At 32.1% G+C, this 15,999-nt stretch carries 20 protein-coding genes; 12 read left to right on the forward strand and 8 right to left on the reverse strand.

Annotated elements, in window-relative coordinates; translation table 11 throughout:
• Window positions 1-31 precede the first annotated feature (31 nt).
• A complete protein-coding gene (locus LX95_RS11595) occupies window positions 32-691 on the forward strand; it encodes a TrmH family RNA methyltransferase (protein ID WP_111541623.1) in 660 nt (219 codons plus the stop codon).
• On the opposite strand, the gene LX95_RS11600 is transcribed toward LX95_RS11595, so the two are convergent.
• From LX95_RS11600 to LX95_RS11625, 6 genes are all read right to left on the reverse strand, one after another.
• Window positions 688-1,461 (reverse strand): carboxypeptidase-like regulatory domain-containing protein, encoded by a 774-nt coding sequence (locus tag LX95_RS11600; protein WP_111541624.1) that lies wholly within the window; start codon window positions 1,459-1,461, stop codon window positions 688-690. The two genes, LX95_RS11595 and LX95_RS11600, sit on opposite strands and share 4 nt — an antisense overlap.
• A 30-nt stretch (window positions 1,462-1,491) precedes the next feature.
• Window positions 1,492-3,300, reverse strand: coding sequence for a DEAD/DEAH box helicase (locus LX95_RS11605; RefSeq protein ID WP_111541683.1), 1,809 nt, complete (start codon window positions 3,298-3,300; stop codon window positions 1,492-1,494).
• A gap of 66 nt (window positions 3,301-3,366) precedes the next feature.
• On the reverse strand, window positions 3,367-3,939 hold the full coding sequence (locus tag LX95_RS11610) for a non-canonical purine NTP diphosphatase (RefSeq protein WP_111541625.1): 573 nt from the start codon (window positions 3,937-3,939) through the stop codon (window positions 3,367-3,369).
• Window positions 3,940-3,976: 37 nt separating this feature from the next.
• A complete protein-coding gene (gene rlmH / locus LX95_RS11615; RefSeq protein ID WP_111541626.1) occupies window positions 3,977-4,450 on the reverse strand; it encodes a 23S rRNA (pseudouridine(1915)-N(3))-methyltransferase RlmH in 474 nt (157 codons plus the stop codon).
• On the reverse strand, window positions 4,450-5,313 hold the full coding sequence (locus tag LX95_RS11620; protein WP_111541627.1) for a hypothetical protein: 864 nt from the start codon (window positions 5,311-5,313) through the stop codon (window positions 4,450-4,452). Before LX95_RS11620 ends, rlmH begins: the two co-directional genes overlap by 1 nt.
• 52 nt (window positions 5,314-5,365) lie before the next feature.
• Entirely contained in the window at window positions 5,366-6,256 is an 891-nt protein-coding gene (locus LX95_RS11625) for a hypothetical protein (RefSeq protein ID WP_111541628.1), read from the reverse strand.
• A gap of 46 nt (window positions 6,257-6,302) precedes the next feature.
• Between LX95_RS11625 and nadC the strand changes: the two genes are divergently transcribed.
• The 5 genes from nadC (at window position 6,303) to priA (ending at window position 11,704) form a co-directional block, all read left to right on the forward strand.
• Window positions 6,303-7,163 (forward strand): carboxylating nicotinate-nucleotide diphosphorylase, encoded by an 861-nt coding sequence (nadC, locus tag LX95_RS11630; RefSeq protein ID WP_111541629.1) that lies wholly within the window; start codon window positions 6,303-6,305, stop codon window positions 7,161-7,163.
• On the forward strand, window positions 7,164-8,084 hold the full coding sequence (locus LX95_RS11635) for a YihY/virulence factor BrkB family protein (RefSeq protein ID WP_111541630.1): 921 nt from the start codon (window positions 7,164-7,166) through the stop codon (window positions 8,082-8,084). It abuts the gene before it with no gap.
• Between the two features lie 35 nt (window positions 8,085-8,119).
• Complete coding sequence (locus LX95_RS11640; RefSeq protein WP_111541631.1) at window positions 8,120-8,683, forward strand: chalcone isomerase family protein; 564 nt, start codon at window positions 8,120-8,122, stop codon at window positions 8,681-8,683.
• 38 nt (window positions 8,684-8,721) lie between these two features.
• Window positions 8,722-9,138, forward strand: a complete 417-nt coding sequence (locus tag LX95_RS11645) for a DUF2147 domain-containing protein (RefSeq protein WP_245924769.1) — start codon at window positions 8,722-8,724, stop codon at window positions 9,136-9,138.
• A 115-nt stretch (window positions 9,139-9,253) separates the two neighbouring features.
• Window positions 9,254-11,704 (forward strand): replication restart helicase PriA, encoded by a 2,451-nt coding sequence (gene priA, locus LX95_RS11650; RefSeq protein WP_111541632.1) that lies wholly within the window; start codon window positions 9,254-9,256, stop codon window positions 11,702-11,704.
• Here priA and LX95_RS11655 read toward each other — a convergent pair.
• The gene (locus tag LX95_RS11655; protein ID WP_111541633.1) at window positions 11,701-12,420 is read right to left on the reverse strand and encodes a LytR/AlgR family response regulator transcription factor; all 720 of its coding nucleotides are present in this window, start codon (window positions 12,418-12,420) and stop codon (window positions 11,701-11,703) included. The genes priA and LX95_RS11655 overlap by 4 nt on opposite strands.
• 259 nt (window positions 12,421-12,679) lie before the next feature.
• Here LX95_RS11655 and rpsF point away from each other — a divergent pair, with 259 nt between their 5' ends.
• The 5 genes from rpsF to LX95_RS11680 all read left to right on the forward strand — a co-directional run bounded on the left by rpsF (window position 12,680) and on the right by LX95_RS11680 (window position 14,894).
• A complete protein-coding gene (gene rpsF, locus LX95_RS11660) occupies window positions 12,680-13,018 on the forward strand; it encodes a 30S ribosomal protein S6 (protein ID WP_111541684.1) in 339 nt (112 codons plus the stop codon).
• A 3-nt stretch (window positions 13,019-13,021) separates the two neighbouring features.
• A complete protein-coding gene (gene rpsR, locus LX95_RS11665) occupies window positions 13,022-13,318 on the forward strand; it encodes a 30S ribosomal protein S18 (protein ID WP_111541634.1) in 297 nt (98 codons plus the stop codon).
• A gap of 13 nt (window positions 13,319-13,331) precedes the next feature.
• Window positions 13,332-13,784 (forward strand): 50S ribosomal protein L9, encoded by a 453-nt coding sequence (rplI, locus tag LX95_RS11670; protein ID WP_111541635.1) that lies wholly within the window; start codon window positions 13,332-13,334, stop codon window positions 13,782-13,784.
• A 143-nt stretch (window positions 13,785-13,927) separates the two neighbouring features.
• Window positions 13,928-14,479, forward strand: coding sequence for a YeeE/YedE family protein (locus LX95_RS11675; RefSeq protein WP_111541636.1), 552 nt, complete (start codon window positions 13,928-13,930; stop codon window positions 14,477-14,479).
• 1 nt (window position 14,480) lies between these two features.
• Window positions 14,481-14,894, forward strand: coding sequence for a DUF6691 family protein (locus LX95_RS11680; RefSeq protein ID WP_111541637.1), 414 nt, complete (start codon window positions 14,481-14,483; stop codon window positions 14,892-14,894).
• 68 nt (window positions 14,895-14,962) lie between these two features.
• Here LX95_RS11680 and LX95_RS11685 read toward each other — a convergent pair whose 3' ends face one another.
• Window positions 14,963-15,328, reverse strand: a complete 366-nt coding sequence (locus LX95_RS11685; RefSeq protein WP_111541638.1) for a hypothetical protein — start codon at window positions 15,326-15,328, stop codon at window positions 14,963-14,965.
• A 164-nt stretch (window positions 15,329-15,492) separates the two neighbouring features.
• On the opposite strand from LX95_RS11685, the gene LX95_RS11690 reads away from it, so the two are divergent.
• On the forward strand, window positions 15,493-15,978 hold the full coding sequence (locus tag LX95_RS11690; protein WP_111541639.1) for an acetyl-CoA carboxylase biotin carboxyl carrier protein subunit: 486 nt from the start codon (window positions 15,493-15,495) through the stop codon (window positions 15,976-15,978).
• Window positions 15,979-15,999: the final 21 nt, after the last annotated feature.

Genomic DNA, 15,999 nt, shown 5'->3' on the forward strand with positions numbered 1-15,999 from the left:
ATTAGTTGCTAGGGGTTTTTATTTTTGTAGTATGAATAAAGAACTCTTAGCACATTTAGAAAGCTATCTAACTCCGCGTAGGCGAGGATTATTTGATAAAGTTTTAGCTGAAAGAACCAATCATTTTACGGTTGCGACCGAAGATGTTTATCAATTGCATAACACCAGTGCTGTTATACGAAGCTGTGATGTATTTGGCGTACAAAATGTACATATTACCGAAGAACGTAACCGAAAACGTATTGATCGTGAGATCGCTATGGGAGCTCAAAAATGGGTGAATATAAATAGATATCACACTGCAAAAGACAGTTGCGAGACCTTACGAGCAAAAGGATATCAAATTATTGCTACCACACCACACAATGATGCTTGCTTATTAGAAGATTTTGATGTTTCTCAACCTTCAGCTTTGTTTTTTGGTACTGAAAAAGACGGACTTTCCAATGAAATTATGGAACAAGCAGATGGTTACTTGAAAATTCCTATGGTAGGTTTTACCGAAAGTTTAAATATATCGGTTTCAGCAGCTATTATTTTGCAAAGTATTACGTCTAAATTAAAAAGGAGTGAAGTAGAGTGGAGGCTTACCGAAGAAGAGATATATGAGACTAAGCTTAATTGGGCTAGAAATTCTATTAAAAGCAGTGAACAAATAATAGAGCGTTTTATAGCAGACCAGCAAGTCTAATTTCTATTAAGTACTTTGTATTCTTCGTAGCATCCGCTAATGGCATCTAAGATTTGAAGGTCGTTGGCAGTTTTAATAAATTGCCCCGAGTAATTGCATTTTCTTAGAATTTCATCGATATCTATTCGGCTTATTTGAAGTAAAGCGACTAGAGTTTCTCGATTAAATTTTTCTTGTAGTAAATTTCTAATCTCGTCATCTTCTTTCATTTTACGCAACTTCTTCATTTGTCGCGGTTTTTTTCCGAAGGTATTATATAATAAATCAGCTGGATTAGAAATTGCAGCTAATGTTTTGGCAAATGCACCAGGTTGACTATCACCAACCTCATAACCGTAGCCTAGACCAGAGATACTGTAACGAGAATTATCGTAGATAGGAATGTTTTTAGCGTCTATCTCTAAATAACCAGTAAGCTTTAAAGGTGTAATGGTAACCTCTTCTAAAGCAATACCTATTTCGGTCATTTTCACCTTAACATCACCATATTTCGTCCAGTCATTCGTGATACGGACTTGTATAGATTTAAAACCGAGGTAGGAAAAGTAAAGCGTGTCATTGACCGCAGCTTTAAGTTCAAAATCCCCTTCTTCGCCAGAAACTGTACCTTTAACCTGATTAAGGTTAACAATGTTTACGTCTTTTAGAGGTAAATCATTAGCCGCATTAAGAACCTTACCTTTTATTACCTCAATATCTACTTCTTGTGCTTTCGCGGAAAAAGAAATAAAAACGATGATTAAGATAAAAAAAATAGGGTGCTTAGGCATAAAGACAACTTCTAAAAGACGTAAATATAATTAATTTTTATTTCTTCTTCGGCTTACCGAACTTTTGATGTTCGATTTTCTTTTTCCTCCAGATTCATTGCTTCTTCTAGAGAATCCTCTTCCAGAACCAGAAGAATCTTTGCTTTTAAAGCCTCCGCCACCGCTTCGTCTTTGGCCTCCGCCACCTTTGCGATGACCGCCGCCTCCGCCGCCACGTTTTTTACGATCTCTACCACCTTTATCTTTAGTGATTTCAACGTTTATGTTTCTTCCATCGTGTTGGAAGTTTTCAAAGAAAGCTAATACTTTTTCTCTTTCCGAAGTATCGGTATTAAAGAATGAAAAACTATCTTTTACATCTACACGAGAAACACCGTCTCTACCTAAATCTAGATTTTCTTTTAAGAAGTCTTTTAAAGACATCCAATCAAAATCATCTTTGGCTCCAATGTTTATAAAGTAACGAGTACTTTCTCCCGTATCTTCTCCTTCTCTATAATCATTATGACTCGCATTAGGACTATTGATACTAGAAGCATTTTTGTAGTAGTTATAAAATCTTGTAAATTCTACAGAAAACACTTTTTTGATCACCTCTTCTTTACTGAAATCTTCAAAAATTTCTTCAATTTGAGGTAAGTAGCTGTCTATTTCGTGATTTATTTCAGTGTTTTTAACGCTTTTCGCTAAATGAAATAATTGAACTTGACAAATTTCTTCTCCGCTAGGAATATCTTTTTGCTCAAACGATTGTTTAATGATACGCTCAATACTTTTAATTTTGCGTAATTCACTTTTCGTAACCACAACCATAGAAACCCCACTTTTTCCAGCACGACCTGTTCTACCACTTCGGTGTGTGTAGGTTTCAATTTCGTCTGGTAATTGGTAGTTGATCACGTGAGTAATATCATCTACATCAATTCCACGTGCAGCAACATCTGTAGCTACTAACATTTGAATTTGACGAGAACGGAAACTTTTCATTACCAAATCTCTTTGATTCTGACTTAGATCTCCGTGTAATGCCGCAGCATTATAACCATCTTCAATTAATCTTTCGGCTACTTTTTGAGTATCTCTTTTTGTTCTACAAAAGATCACAGAAAAAATATCTGGATTAGCATCTGCCAATCTTTTTAAAGCATTGTAACGATCTCTACCTGCAACTACATAATATTCATGAGAAACATTTTTTGTTCCTTCATTTTTAGATCCTACTGTAATTTCTACAGGAGATTTCATGAATTTTTTAGCAATTGTAGCTACTTCTTTAGGCATGGTAGCACTAAAAAGCCAAGTTTTCTTTTCTTTTGGCGTGTGCGATAAAATATCTGTAATGTCTTCATAGAATCCCATGTTTAACATTTCATCTGCCTCATCAAGAACACAGTAGTCAATTTTAGAGATGTCGATCATCCCACGACTTACCATGTCTTTCATTCTTCCTGGAGTGGCAACAATTACTTGAGCTCCTTTTTTAATCTGTCTTGCTTGGTCTGTAATACTAGAACCACCATAAATGGCCACCGTCTTGAGACCTTTTATATATTTAGAGTAATTTTGTATTTCGTTGGTAATCTGTAAGCATAATTCTCTTGTAGGGGAAAGAATAAGTCCCTGTGTTTGTTTACTATCGGCGTTGATTTTTTGGAGTAGCGGAAAACCAAAAGCTGCTGTTTTCCCTGTTCCGGTCTGTGCAAGAGCAACCAAATCGGTTTCCTCTTGTAATAAAATTGGAATCGCTTTTTCTTGTACATCACTTGGAGCCTCAAACCCCATATCACTTACTGCATTTACGATTTCGGCGTTAAGCCCTAATTGTTCAAATTTGTTCATATAAAATAAATAAGCTGCAAAGGTAAGCAATCCTTTACAGCTTATGTTATAAAAATAATTTATTTATTATTCTGATAAATAACTGACTAGCTGTTTAAAAGCTCGTGCCCGATGGCTAATTTCATTTTTCTCATGGCTATTCATTTCGGCAAAGGTTTTATTTTTTCCTTCTGGCAAAAAAATAGGGTCATAACCAAAGCCTTTTTCTCCTCTTTTTTCTTCAATGATTTCTCCTGTACAAATTCCGGTAAATAAACTTTCATGGTCATTTAATGATAAAGCGATAACGGTTTTAAAGCGCGCACTTCTATTGTGCTTATCTTTTAAATTTTTAAGTAATTTTTTGATATTGGCATCGTTATTTTTTTCTTCGCCCGCGTAACGTGCAGAATATACACCAGGCTCACCATTTAAGGATTCTACTTCTAAACCAGTATCATCTGCAAAGCAATTATAACCATATTTTTCGGTAACGTATTTGGCTTTTAGAATAGCGTTTCCATCAATAGTATCGACAGTTTCAGCAATATCTTCGTGGCAACCAATTTCTGTTAAGGAAAGTAATTCTATATAATCTGGAAGCATGTTTTTAATTTCTACCAGTTTATTTTTATTGTGCGTGGCAAATACAAGTCGCATAGGTTATAAGTTTTTTAATAATAAATTTACTAAAATTTTATCTGTGATGGTAGGGTTCGTTTTTTAGAATGGTGAATGCTCGATATAATTGTTCCGTAAAGAATAGACGAACCATCTGGTGTGAAAAAGTCATTTTTGACAAAGCTATCTTTTGGTTGGCACGTTGGTATACTTCGGGGGAAAATCCATAAGGTCCTCCAATAACAAAGATAAGTTGTTTCATTCCTGTATTCAGTTTCTTTTGAATTTCTTCTGAAAACTCTTCTGACGTAAAACTTTTTCCTTTTTCATCTAAAAGCATTAAAATATCTGATGTATTCACGTGCTTCAGTATAAGCTCTCCTTCTTTTCCTTTTTGTGTGCTTTCGTCCATATTTTTAGTTTTCTTCAAATCGGGTATGATTTCGAAACTAAAATTACAATAGTGAGAAAGTCTTTTAGAATAAGTGCTAATGAGTTCTTTTAGAGAAGAATCGTCGGTTTTACCAACGGCTATAAGTTTAATTTGCATTAGAAACAGTATTTGAATTGATGGTAATTATAATCAAACCTAAAGATTCCTTTTCCGTCAGGGTATTCTCTACTTAAGGTTTTTTGATAATCTCTTTTGTGTTTTGACCAATCTTCATTTCTCAATAAACTTTTATAGTAATAGGTTTTAAAATAGCCTCCAGCTAAAAAATATTCTCCGTCTGGTTTTAAAATTAAAGTATGATGTAATTTTCCATATTTAAAGAAAATATCTTGGAGAACACCCCTGTCTTTAAACCATGAAAAATTTTCGTATTTTGCCTCTAGAGAAGGTTGATCCATATGAAAAAACACCATTTTTAGGTTAAATTTTTCTTCATATTTGTCAATGCATTCATTTACATCTATTGTCCATTGAGAAACAATTTCATCAAAAACATCTTTATTAAAGTCGTCTAGCTCATAGGGATATTCCTTTTTCTTAGAGCTTAATCTATTGAGACTGTCAACTTCAACCTTCATTTTTTGATATTGTTTTTTATGCTTATTATGTAATTCTATCTCTCTTTCATAACTAAAAAGACTATCATATTTTTTGAACACAATTACTTGATCCGATTGAATGTTAATTCCTGCATCTTTAATAACAAGTTTTCTTAATTGTTCATACTCCTGCGAACTTATTTTGCCGAATTTGTACTTATATAGTACTTGGGAAAGAGCAATACTGTCTTTAGTGTAGGTTAAACATTTAAAAAGTTGATTTCCGCATTTTTTTTTGAAATCTATAAAAGAAATTTTTTCACCGTTTTCATCTAAATACACATTATTTTGTGACATAGTGTATGCCGAGATGAGAAAAAATACAGTTGTAAATATAACTTTAAAGAAGAAATTTTTCATAATAGTAAGTTTTAGTCTAGGGCACAAGACAAATTAATTGATAAAAGTATATTTAAAAACAATGTGCTTTATAGTGGTATCTAGATTCTCTTTTAAATAAACCTACGCCCATGATATTTCCGTAAAGAGATTTTTTATAATCTTCTTTGTAGTCGCTCCAATTTTTATTTTTAAGCAGCGTTTTTAAGATTTTGCTGTTATTGTTATAATGATAGTTGGATATAAAATATTCTCCGTCGGGTTTAAGAACTAAAAATCGAACTTTTTTAGAAGTTAGAGAATCTTGCATGTCATTTTTTATAAAAACTGAATTAATAACACCCCTGTCTTTAACCCATTTGAAATCGGAATAATTTTTTTCGAATTTACTACTGTCAGAGTGCATAAAAACAACATTGATGTCAAACTTTTTTTCAAATTTTGTTTTACATTTTTTTTTCTTTTTACTGAATTTCTTAATTTTTTTTTCGAATATTTCTTTATTAAACTTGGAAAAATACGTTACCTTATTCTTTTTATAATATCGCTTGTATTCATCAATGTGTTTTTTGTAATAATTTATAAACTTTTCTTCGAGAAAATTGTGCATTTCTTTTGAAGCACGATAATCCGCCAAAGAATCATAATAGCTGATAAGTAATATTTTTTCATTACTTAGTTCTTCTTTACCATCTTTACTAAGTAATTTTTTTATTTGATTCGCTTCTAGCGGACTTATCTTACCAAACTTTTGCTTAAGTCGTATTTGTGAAATCACAAATTCTTTGGTTTGTTTAATGACTAAGCATTGAAAAAGTAAATTAGAATTACATTTTTCATCAAAGTTATTAGCAGAAATTTCTTTTCCGTTTTCATCTAGATACACGTAAGTTTGAGATACTCCACGAACCGAAATAAAGAAAATGGCGATTATAACAATGATTTGTAGTGTGTGTCTATTCAAAAGTGTAAATTTTACTATATTTTAGTACTGCTAAAATAAATAAATAATGATTAGTCAGGAGCAATTCGAAAAAGAAGTACAAATAATAATAGAAAACGCTATTAGAGAAGATGTAGGAGATGGTGATCATAGCTCTCTAGCCTGTATTCCTAAAGCAGCAATCGGTAAAGCCAAGTTATTGGTTAAAGATGAGGGAATTATAGCAGGAGTGGATTTTGCTAAACAGGTTTTTAACTATGTGGATGAGGGGTTAAAAGTGGAAACTTTAAAAAAAGAGGGGGATGCTATAAAGCATGGAGACATTGTTTTTTACGTTACCGGAAGCAGTCAATCTATATTGAAAGCAGAACGTTTAGTTTTAAATGCCATGCAGCGTATGAGTGCTATTGCAACAAAAACTAAAGAATATGCAGATAAAATAAAGCATACTAAAGCAAAAGTCTTAGATACAAGAAAAACTACACCAGGAATTCGTGCTATTGAGAAATGGGCAGTAAAAATAGGAGGAGGGGAGAACCACCGTTTTGCTTTGTATGATATGGTCATGCTCAAGGATAACCATATTGATTTCTGTGGAGGGATTACCCAAGCCATACAAAAAACACAAGCTTATTTAAAAGAGAACCAACTTGATCTAAAAATCATTGTTGAAGCAAGAAATCTAACTGAGATTCAAGAAATACTTCAAAATAAAGGGGTTCATCGTATTTTAATCGATAACTTTAATTATGAAGATACTAAAAAGGCGGTGCATATGATTGGAGATTTCTGTCAAACGGAATCTAGTGGAGGGATCACTTTAGAAACCATAAGAAATTATGCAGAATGTGGTGTAGACTTCATATCGAGTGGGGCATTAACACATTCGGTTTCAAATTTAGATTTAAGTTTAAAAGCAGTTGAGTAAATGCCAGAAAAGGAAGAAGGAAAAGATAAAAACACTTCTATATTAAACTGGTTAGAGAAAAAGAGCAAAGCTATTATTCTTCCCGGTTTAGAAGGTTTAAGTCTGTACGATTTAGGTGAAATTTATACGGTAGGAATCGTTAAAGGAACTTTTTCTACACGGGCAAGTTCGATAGCTTTTAGCTTTTTCATGGCTATATTTCCTTTTTTGTTATTTATCTTAAATCTTATTCCATTTGTTTGGTTTATTGATGACTTCCATTTAAAACTCTTGGCGTTCTTAGATTCTCTATTGCCTCCTCAAACATCTAGCTTTTTTAATGAGATATTTTTTGATATTTTCAACACGCCTAGAGCTGGTTTATTATCATTTGTGTTTGTCTTATCTATTTTTTTAATGACCAATGGTATTAATGCAATTTTTACGGGGTTTGAGTACTCTTATCATACCCACATTAACCGATCTATAATAAGACAGTACTTTGTTGCCTTAGGAGTTTCATTAATTATAGCTTTCATGCTTTTGGTAGCGGTAATTGTAGTATTCTACCTTACTTATATTATTGAAAACTTAGAAGCTATAGGTGTTTTTTCCGATAGTCTTATGTGGGCCCAAATAGGAAGGTATGTTGTTTTTATTCTTATCATTTACAATGCCGTAGCTACTTTATATTACTTCGGAACTAAAGAAGGTAGGCAATCTAGGTATTTTTCGATAGGAGCCGTTTTTACTATGGTATTAATTTTGATTACTACTTTCTTGTTTAAGATATATATAGAGAACTTTAGTAGCTATAATGAATTGTATGGATCGATTGGAGTATTGTTAATATTAATGTTATATATATGGTTAAATGCTAATATTTTATTGCTGGGTTTTGAATTAAATGCATCAATTTATAGATTAAAGCAAAAAAAATAATATCTTAAACCACAATAATTTTAAACTTATTTATCATGAATAAAATAGCTTTTATTTTAGCAGTAGTATTTGCAGTAAACTTCTCATTTGCACAAACAAAAGAAGTAGGAGGAATAAATTTACCTACATCTGAAACTTTTGGAGAACACAAGGTAACTTTAAACGGAGCAGGAATTAGAGAGAAGCTATGGTTAGATTTATATGTGGGGGGACTTTACCTTACCAATAAATCATCTAATGCAAATGAAATTTTAAATAGTAATGAAGCTATGGCTGTAAAGTTACATATTGTCTCTAAATTAGTAAGTAGTAGCAAGATGATCGATGCTGTAGAAGAGGGTTTTGAAAATTCTACGAATGGTAAAGTAGGTCCGCTTCAATCTAAAATAAATCAGTTTATAGGATTTTTTAAAGAAGAAATAAAAAAAGGAGATGTTTTTGATATTACTTATCAACCTGGCAAAGGAGTAGTGTCTTATAAAAATGGAGAAGAAAAAGGAACCATTAAAGGAGCAGACTTTAAAAAAGCTTTATTTGGAATATGGTTATCAAATAGACCTGCAGATGATGATCTAAAAGAAGGAATGTTAGGGGAATAATTTATTTTGAATAGCATATTAATTTACCCTTATATATTATGAAATACATATTAATACTTTTTGTTTGTATAGCTTCTTCACAGTTAGCAATAAGTCAATCGGTTTTTGGGAAATGGGAGATACTTAAAGAGTCAGGAGAAGTGCGTTCTATTATAGAAATTTATGAAAACGATGGTATTGTAAATGGAAAAGTAATAGAGATATTAGACGAAGAAAAAGAAGATAACTTGTGTGTAGAATGTGAAGGAGAGGAAAAAAATAAAAAAATCTTAGGTTTAGTATTATTAAAAGATTTTAAGAAAGATCAAGAAAAATATGTTGATGGTACTATTTTAAACCCCGATGATGGTAAAATATATAAATCAAAAATTTGGGTAGATGAGGATAATCCCAATATTTTAAATGTTCGTGGCTATATAGGTTTTTTTATAAAACTATGGAGTGGCGAAGATTAATAGAATAATTATTATCAAATTAAAAAAAGCACGAATTAATTTAAATTAATTCGTGCTTTTTTATTTTGTACTTTAAAATCCTTTATACCTTTACTTTTAAAACTTTCAATTTAAAATGAATCACTTTGTAGATGTCATATTGCCGTTACCACTTCCGTCAAGGTTTACTTATCAGGTTCGAGAAGAAGAGATTGGTGACTTAAAGAAAGGAATGCGAGTGGCAGTTCCTTTTGGAAAAACGAAAGTATATACAGGTATTACTGCAAATATTCATCAAGAAGCTCCAAAAATCTATAAGGCAAAATTCATAGAGCAAATATTGGATGATAAGCCTATCGTGACCCAAACGCAGTTAAAATTTTGGAAGTGGCTTTCTTCATATTATATGTGTGCAGAAGGAGATATCTTAAAAGCCGCTCTACCAGGAGCTTTTTTATTGGAAAGCGAAACAGTAGTAGAATTAAACACCAAAACTGATATTGATGAAGAAGGTTTAACCGATGAAGAATATTTGGTTTACGAAGCATTGCAGAATCAATCTGTCATTAAAATAAAAGAGATAAGCAATCTTTTAGGAAAGAAAAATGTACTCAACATATTACAAAAACTCGTAGCAAAGAATGTGGCTGTAGTTAGTCAAGAGCTTTATAAGCAATATAAGCCTAAACTTATTAGGTATATAAAGTTAGCCGAGTTATATAATAAAGAAGAAGAATTACAACAACTTTTAGAAACTTTAAATAATGCACCTAAGCAGAGTAGTGTTGTGTTAACCTTGTTTTCGCTTTTAGCAAAATCTAAAAAACCTATAAGTGTAAAGCAATTGATTAAAGAAAGTGAAGCCTCTGCGGCGATTATAAAAACCTTGGTAGATAAAGGTGTTTTAGATGAATATTATTTGCAGAAAGATCGAACAGATACTCAGCAGCAAGTAGAAAAATTTCAAGTTAATCTCAACGAGAATCAACAACAAGCTTACACGGAAATAAATGAAAATTTTCAAGCTAATAAAGTTACTTTATTACATGGAATAACCTCTTCAGGTAAAACTGAAATCTATATTCAACTTATTAAAGACGTTATTTCACAAGGAAAGCAAGTCCTCTATCTTTTACCTGAAATTGCTTTAACCACGCAGCTTATATCTCGTCTACAACAATATTTTGGGGAAGATGTATTGGTATTTCATAGTAAATATTCGCTGAATGAAAGGGTGGAGGTTTATCAACACGTGTTAGAGCAAACCAAAGGAAAAATTGTGATTGGAGCCAGGTCCTCTATTTTTCTTCCTTTTCAAGATTTAGGGCTTATTATCGTAGACGAATCTCATGAAACTACATTTAAACAATATGATCCTGCACCGCGTTACCATGCTAGAGATGCTTCTGTAGTGCTATCAAATATTACCAAAGCAAATTTATTGTTAGGATCTGCGACACCAAGTTTAGAAAGTTACTTTAACGCACAGCATCATAAATATGGCTTAGTCTCATTAAATAGGCGATATGGTAATGTACTGCCTCCTCAAGTAGAATTAGTAGATGTAAAAGAAAAGTACAAAAAGAAGTTGATGAAAGGTCGATTTTCTGATACGCTTTTAGAGGAAATGAAAATTACCTTATCGGAAGGGAAGCAAGTTATTCTTTTTCAAAACCGAAGAGGGTTTTCTCCCATCTTAGAATGTAATACATGTGGTCATTCGCCTCAATGTCCTAATTGTGATGTTAGTTTAACTTACCATAAGCACAACAATTCTTTGCGTTGTCATTACTGTGGCTATCATATAGCTATGCAATTGCAATGTATCGCCTGTAAGAGTACAGAGGTGACTACTAAAGGTTTTGGTACAGAACAAATAGAAACAGAACTAAAATCCTTATTTCCTAATCATAAAATAGGAAGAATGGATTTGGATACCACGCGTGGTAAACACGGATATGAAAAAATCATAACTGCTTTTGAGCAGCAAGAAATAGATATTCTTATAGGCACTCAAATGCTAACTAAAGGATTAGATTTTAGAAACGTGGATTTAGTAGGGGTGATGAGTGCAGATAGTCTTCTAAATTTCCCAGACTTTAGAGCTCATGAAAGGAGTTTTCATATGCTAGTGCAAGTAGCAGGGCGAGCAGGAAGAACAAAACAAAGAGGAAAGGTGCTTATTCAAACTTACAATCCGAATCATCAAATTTTGCAACAAGTAACTACGAATAGTTACCTTGAAATGTATAAAGAACAATTACAAGAGAGACAGAATTATAAATATCCGCCATTTTATAGATTGATTAAGCTAACTTTTAAAGCTAAAGATTTTAATACAGTAAATGAGGCTTCTTCATGGTTTGCTAAAGGTTTGATTCAAGGTTTAAAAGAAAATGTTTTAGGGCCAGAGTTTCCTCCCGTAGCAAGAATAAGAAATGAATATTATAAAAATATCATTATCAAGATTCCTCCAGAGCATTCAATCTCTAAAACAAAAGAATTTATAGAAAAAGTAAGAAAAACTTACGATTCTGTAGGAAGTTTTAAAAAAGTAAGGCTAATTTTAAACGTAGATCCTTATTAACTGTGGGTAATTATACCAGATAGAGCTTCTTCTAATGTTTTCTTACGGTTTCGGCTAATAGGCATTTCAAAATCATCAACCCAAATAGTTTTAGCATTGTAATGTTTTACTCTGAATAAGTTTATAATATACGACTTATGTATACGCATAAACTGATTTTTAGGCAGTTTTTCTTCAAAACCTTTCATGGTTGAAAGAACCGTATAAGTTTGGTCATCTGTAAAAACCTTTACATAGTCTCCAAAAGCTTCAACGTACTTTACATTCTTTAGGAAAAGCTTAAAGTTTTTGAGGTTACTTTTTATAAAAATGTAATTACTATCACTAGAATAGAGTTTTTCGTTCTTTAAATAATGAAGATCAATTGCTTTTTTTACCGCTATATTAAACCTTTTAATTTCTACGGGTTTCTGTAAGTAATCGACAGCTTCATAATCAAAAGCTTGGAAAGCATACTGGGTTTTACCTGTAATGAAAATAATATCTGGTTTAATTTCAAGATTATCTAATAAATCAAACCCCGACAGAATAGGCATTTCAATATCTAAAAATATTAAATCGACCTCTAGTTTATTTAAAACCTCTTTAGTTTTTAGACCGTTATTATATTCTCCAACAAGCTCAAGGTTAGGGTGATCTTTAACTAATTTAGTAATAGATAATCGTTGTATACTCGAATCGTCTACTACGATACATTTTAACTTAATATCTTTCAAAATAAAATTATGTTTGTTTTTTTAAATCATACGAAATTTAAGCACTTTTAGATTTCTAAAAATAGAAACTTATTTATAAAGCACAAAAACTAATACTAAAGTTAAATTTAGCATAAATTTTTCGATTTTTAAACCATCATAGGTCTTTTTTAAATCTCTCTTAAACAAATTGAGAGTCAAAAATAAACAAAAAACCTCTGTATATTGTTATAATAAAAAAAAAGAATTACTTTTGCACTCAATTTTAAATAAACTATTTATGAATCATTATGAAACTGTTTTCATCTTGAATCCCGTTTTATCTGATGAGCAGGTAAAGGAGACAGTTAAGAAATACGAAGATTTTCTTATTTCTAAAGGTGCCAAGATGATCAACAAAGAAAATTGGGGGCTTAAAAAATTAGCTTACCCAATTCAACACAAAAAGAGTGGATTTTACAACTTATTCGAATTTCAAGTAGATGGAGAAGTAATTGAGCCTTTAGAATTATTGTTTAGAAGAGAAGAGCGTATGATGCGTTACCTTACTGTAAAACTAGACAAACATGCAGTAGCTTGGGCAGAGAAGAGAGTAAAAAGAAACAAAGAAAAAGCGTAAGTTATGTCATCTATAGAGCAACAAGCAAAAGGAAAGAAAGACGGAGAAATTAGATATTTAACTCCGCTTAATATCGAGACGTCAAAGACAAAAAAGTATTGTCGTTTTAAAAGATCAGGAATTAAGTATATCGATTACAAAGATCCAGATTTTTTAATGGCATTTGTAAATGAGCAAGGTAAACTTTTACCTCGTAGATTAACAGGGACTTCTTTGAAGTATCAAAGAAAAACTGCTGTAGCGGTAAAAAGAGCTCGTCACTTAGCATTAATGCCATACGTTGGTGATTTATTAAAATAAAAAATACGACATTATGGAATTGATTTTAAAAAGAGACGTAGAAAACTTAGGATTTACTAATGATGTTGTAAACGTAAAAAACGGTTACGGAAGAAATTATTTAATCCCACAAGGACACGCTGAGCTAGCTACACCATCTGCAAAGAAAGTGTTAGCTGAAACGTTGAAACAACGTGCTTATAAAGAGCAAAAGAATATAGATGAAGCTAAAAAACAATCTGAAAAGCTTAACGGAATTGAGCTTAAGCTTACTGCAAAAGCAGGAGCTGGAGATAAAATGTTTGGAAGCATTACTACTGCAGATGTAAGCGAAGCTTTATCTAAAGAAGGAGTAGACATCGATAAAAAATATATCTCAATTCTTGGTGGAAACATTAAGAGATTAGGACAATATGAAGCAAAACTTCGTTTCCATAGAGAAGTGATTTCTAGCTTAACTTTTGATGTAGTAGGAGAAGCTAAATAAACTTTTTTTACTTTAAGAATAAGAACCTACTCTCAAAAAGAGTAGGTTTTTTTTGTATTTAAAACTTATGCTTATGTGTGACTTATGTTACTCTAGTAATAAAATTGTTTTAACATCTTTGTAAAAATAAAACAAAATAAAATATGAATTGGATATATGAGCCCTGGCCTTGGTACATTGGAGGACCCGCTATTGCCTTTATTATGCTATTACTTTTAATCATAGGAAAACAGTTTGGAATGTCATCCAACTTAAGAACCATGTGTTCTATAGGAGGAGCAGAAAAGTGGAGTGACTTTTTCAATTGGGACTGGAAAGCACAACGATGGAATTTGGTTGTGATGTTGGGAGCAGCTATTGGAGGTTATTTATCTTATAATTTTTTATCGACTAACGTGGTCAATATTAATGATGCTTTAATTCCGCAGTTGGAAGCTTACGGAATTTTCTCAGCAGACCAAACCTACATGCCCACAGAGATTTTTGCATTAGAAAGTTTAAACCTTAAAACAATAAGCATTCTTATTCTTGGCGGAATATTAGTAGGATTTGGGGCTCGCTATGCGGGAGGTTGTACCTCAGGACACGGTATTTCTGGTTTAAGCAATCTTCAGTTACCATCTTTAATAGCCATTGTAGGTTTTTTTATAGGAGGCTTAGTGATGGTACATTTATTTTATCCTTTAATTTTTTAATATGAAAACATTAGTTTATTTACTTATCGGAATTATTTTTGGAATTGTCATGTACAAATCTGAAGCAGCCTCTTGGTTTAGAATTTATGAAATGTTTCAATTTGGTTCTTTCCATATGTACGGTATTATGGGGTCTGCAGTCGTCATAGGTATGATAGGAGTGCAGTGGCTCAAAAAGAAAAAAGTGAAAGCTTTAGATGGAACTAGTCTTTCATTAACACCCAAAGATAAAGGTGTAAAGCGCTATCTTTTTGGCGGTATAATATTTGGTTTAGGATGGGGATTAGTCGGCGCCTGTCCAGGGCCTATGTATACCTTAGTAGGTGCAGGTTTTGTATCAATTTTCTTAATCCTTTTAGGAGCAATTATAGGAACCTTTTTTTACGGTTTGTTAAAAGGAAAATTACCACATTAAATATTGAATACTCTAAAAAAAAAAGCCCAGAAATTCTGGGCTTTTTTTTATTTAAAAACAATTATTATTTATTTTTTCAAAGGAGCACCAACAGGAATACCACAATCATGACCAGGTTCTCCGTGGGGAGGATTGGTATTTTCTGTTTTTCTAGCTTGTTGCTGTACAGGATTTCCATTTACCTGAATTTGTTGTTGTTGGTTTGCAGGTTTGCTGTTTAAAGGAGCTCCAACAGGAATATCGCATCTGTGACCAGCTTCACCATGAGGTGGATTTGCAGCATCATTTTCAGGCGTTGTATTTTCCTTTTGTGGTGTTGTTTCCTCTTTTTGTACCTCTTCAGGATTAGACTTATCGTCTTTACAAGAAAGTGTGAGCGTACCTAATGCTATTAGAATAACAAACGAAAATAATTTTGTGTTTTTTAAAGTCATTTCTAGGGTTTTTCAAGTTTCGCTAAAGTTACGATAAATTAAAGTATTAAGGTGTTAAGGCTCAAAACATGCCTTCTAATCAATTAAAATAAAGTCAAGCAACTCAAAAACTTTCATTTTTTATATATTTACCCCACAATCATTATTATAGATCAACTATTATTATGGATAAAAATTATCGTGTAAACGTAAACGAAGATATAGAACTAAATTTCACCTTAGATAACATTCAAAATCTTGATGTACAAGAAATTTCCGAAAATAAATATCATGTTTTAAAAAACCACCGATCTTTTAAAACAGAAATTATCGATAAAGACATTTTAAAACGACAATACACAGTAAAAATTAATGGCAATACTTATCAAATTGACATTGCGACGGAACTTGATTTGTTAATCGAAGAAATGGGACTGTCACTTGGTAATGCACAAATGGTAAATGATATTAAAGCTCCTATGCCAGGACTTATCTTAGAAGTAAATGTAAAAGAAGGTGATGAGGTAAAAGAAGGAGATTATTTGTTGGTTTTAGAAGCGATGAAGATGGAAAACACCTTAACTGCGCCAAGAGACGGAGTGGTAAAATCTATTTCTATCGCCAATGGAGAGACAGTTGAAAAAAATCAATTACTTATTGAAATGGAATAATTTTGCAAAGCCAGTCGCTTT

This window comes from Mesonia algae, assembly GCF_003253545.1.
Lineage (GTDB): Bacteria > Bacteroidota > Bacteroidia > Flavobacteriales > Flavobacteriaceae > Mesonia > Mesonia algae.

What these genes read in the sequence shown, in the direction of transcription:
- LX95_RS11595 (WP_111541623.1), top strand. Translation starts at nt 32, where the DNA reads ATGAATAAAGAACTCTTAGCACATTTAGAAAGCTATCTAACTCCGCGT.
- LX95_RS11600 (WP_111541624.1), bottom strand. Translation starts at nt 1,461, where the DNA reads ATGCCTAAGCACCCTATTTTTTTTATCTTAATCATCGTTTTTATTTCT.
- LX95_RS11605 (WP_111541683.1), bottom strand. Translation starts at nt 3,300, where the DNA reads ATGAACAAATTTGAACAATTAGGGCTTAACGCCGAAATCGTAAATGCA.
- LX95_RS11610 (WP_111541625.1), bottom strand. Translation starts at nt 3,939, where the DNA reads ATGCGACTTGTATTTGCCACGCACAATAAAAATAAACTGGTAGAAATT.
- rlmH (WP_111541626.1), bottom strand. Translation starts at nt 4,450, where the DNA reads ATGCAAATTAAACTTATAGCCGTTGGTAAAACCGACGATTCTTCTCTA.
- LX95_RS11620 (WP_111541627.1), bottom strand. Translation starts at nt 5,313, where the DNA reads ATGAAAAATTTCTTCTTTAAAGTTATATTTACAACTGTATTTTTTCTC.
- nadC (WP_111541629.1), top strand. Translation starts at nt 6,303, where the DNA reads ATGATTAGTCAGGAGCAATTCGAAAAAGAAGTACAAATAATAATAGAA.
- LX95_RS11635 (WP_111541630.1), top strand. Translation starts at nt 7,164, where the DNA reads ATGCCAGAAAAGGAAGAAGGAAAAGATAAAAACACTTCTATATTAAAC.
- LX95_RS11640 (WP_111541631.1), top strand. Translation starts at nt 8,120, where the DNA reads ATGAATAAAATAGCTTTTATTTTAGCAGTAGTATTTGCAGTAAACTTC.
- LX95_RS11645 (WP_245924769.1), top strand. Translation starts at nt 8,722, where the DNA reads ATGAAATACATATTAATACTTTTTGTTTGTATAGCTTCTTCACAGTTA.
- priA (WP_111541632.1), top strand. Translation starts at nt 9,254, where the DNA reads ATGAATCACTTTGTAGATGTCATATTGCCGTTACCACTTCCGTCAAGG.
- rpsF (WP_111541684.1), top strand. Translation starts at nt 12,680, where the DNA reads ATGAATCATTATGAAACTGTTTTCATCTTGAATCCCGTTTTATCTGAT.
- rpsR (WP_111541634.1), top strand. Translation starts at nt 13,022, where the DNA reads ATGTCATCTATAGAGCAACAAGCAAAAGGAAAGAAAGACGGAGAAATT.
- rplI (WP_111541635.1), top strand. Translation starts at nt 13,332, where the DNA reads ATGGAATTGATTTTAAAAAGAGACGTAGAAAACTTAGGATTTACTAAT.
- LX95_RS11675 (WP_111541636.1), top strand. Translation starts at nt 13,928, where the DNA reads ATGAATTGGATATATGAGCCCTGGCCTTGGTACATTGGAGGACCCGCT.
- LX95_RS11680 (WP_111541637.1), top strand. Translation starts at nt 14,481, where the DNA reads ATGAAAACATTAGTTTATTTACTTATCGGAATTATTTTTGGAATTGTC.
- LX95_RS11685 (WP_111541638.1), bottom strand. Translation starts at nt 15,328, where the DNA reads ATGACTTTAAAAAACACAAAATTATTTTCGTTTGTTATTCTAATAGCA.
- LX95_RS11690 (WP_111541639.1), top strand. Translation starts at nt 15,493, where the DNA reads ATGGATAAAAATTATCGTGTAAACGTAAACGAAGATATAGAACTAAAT.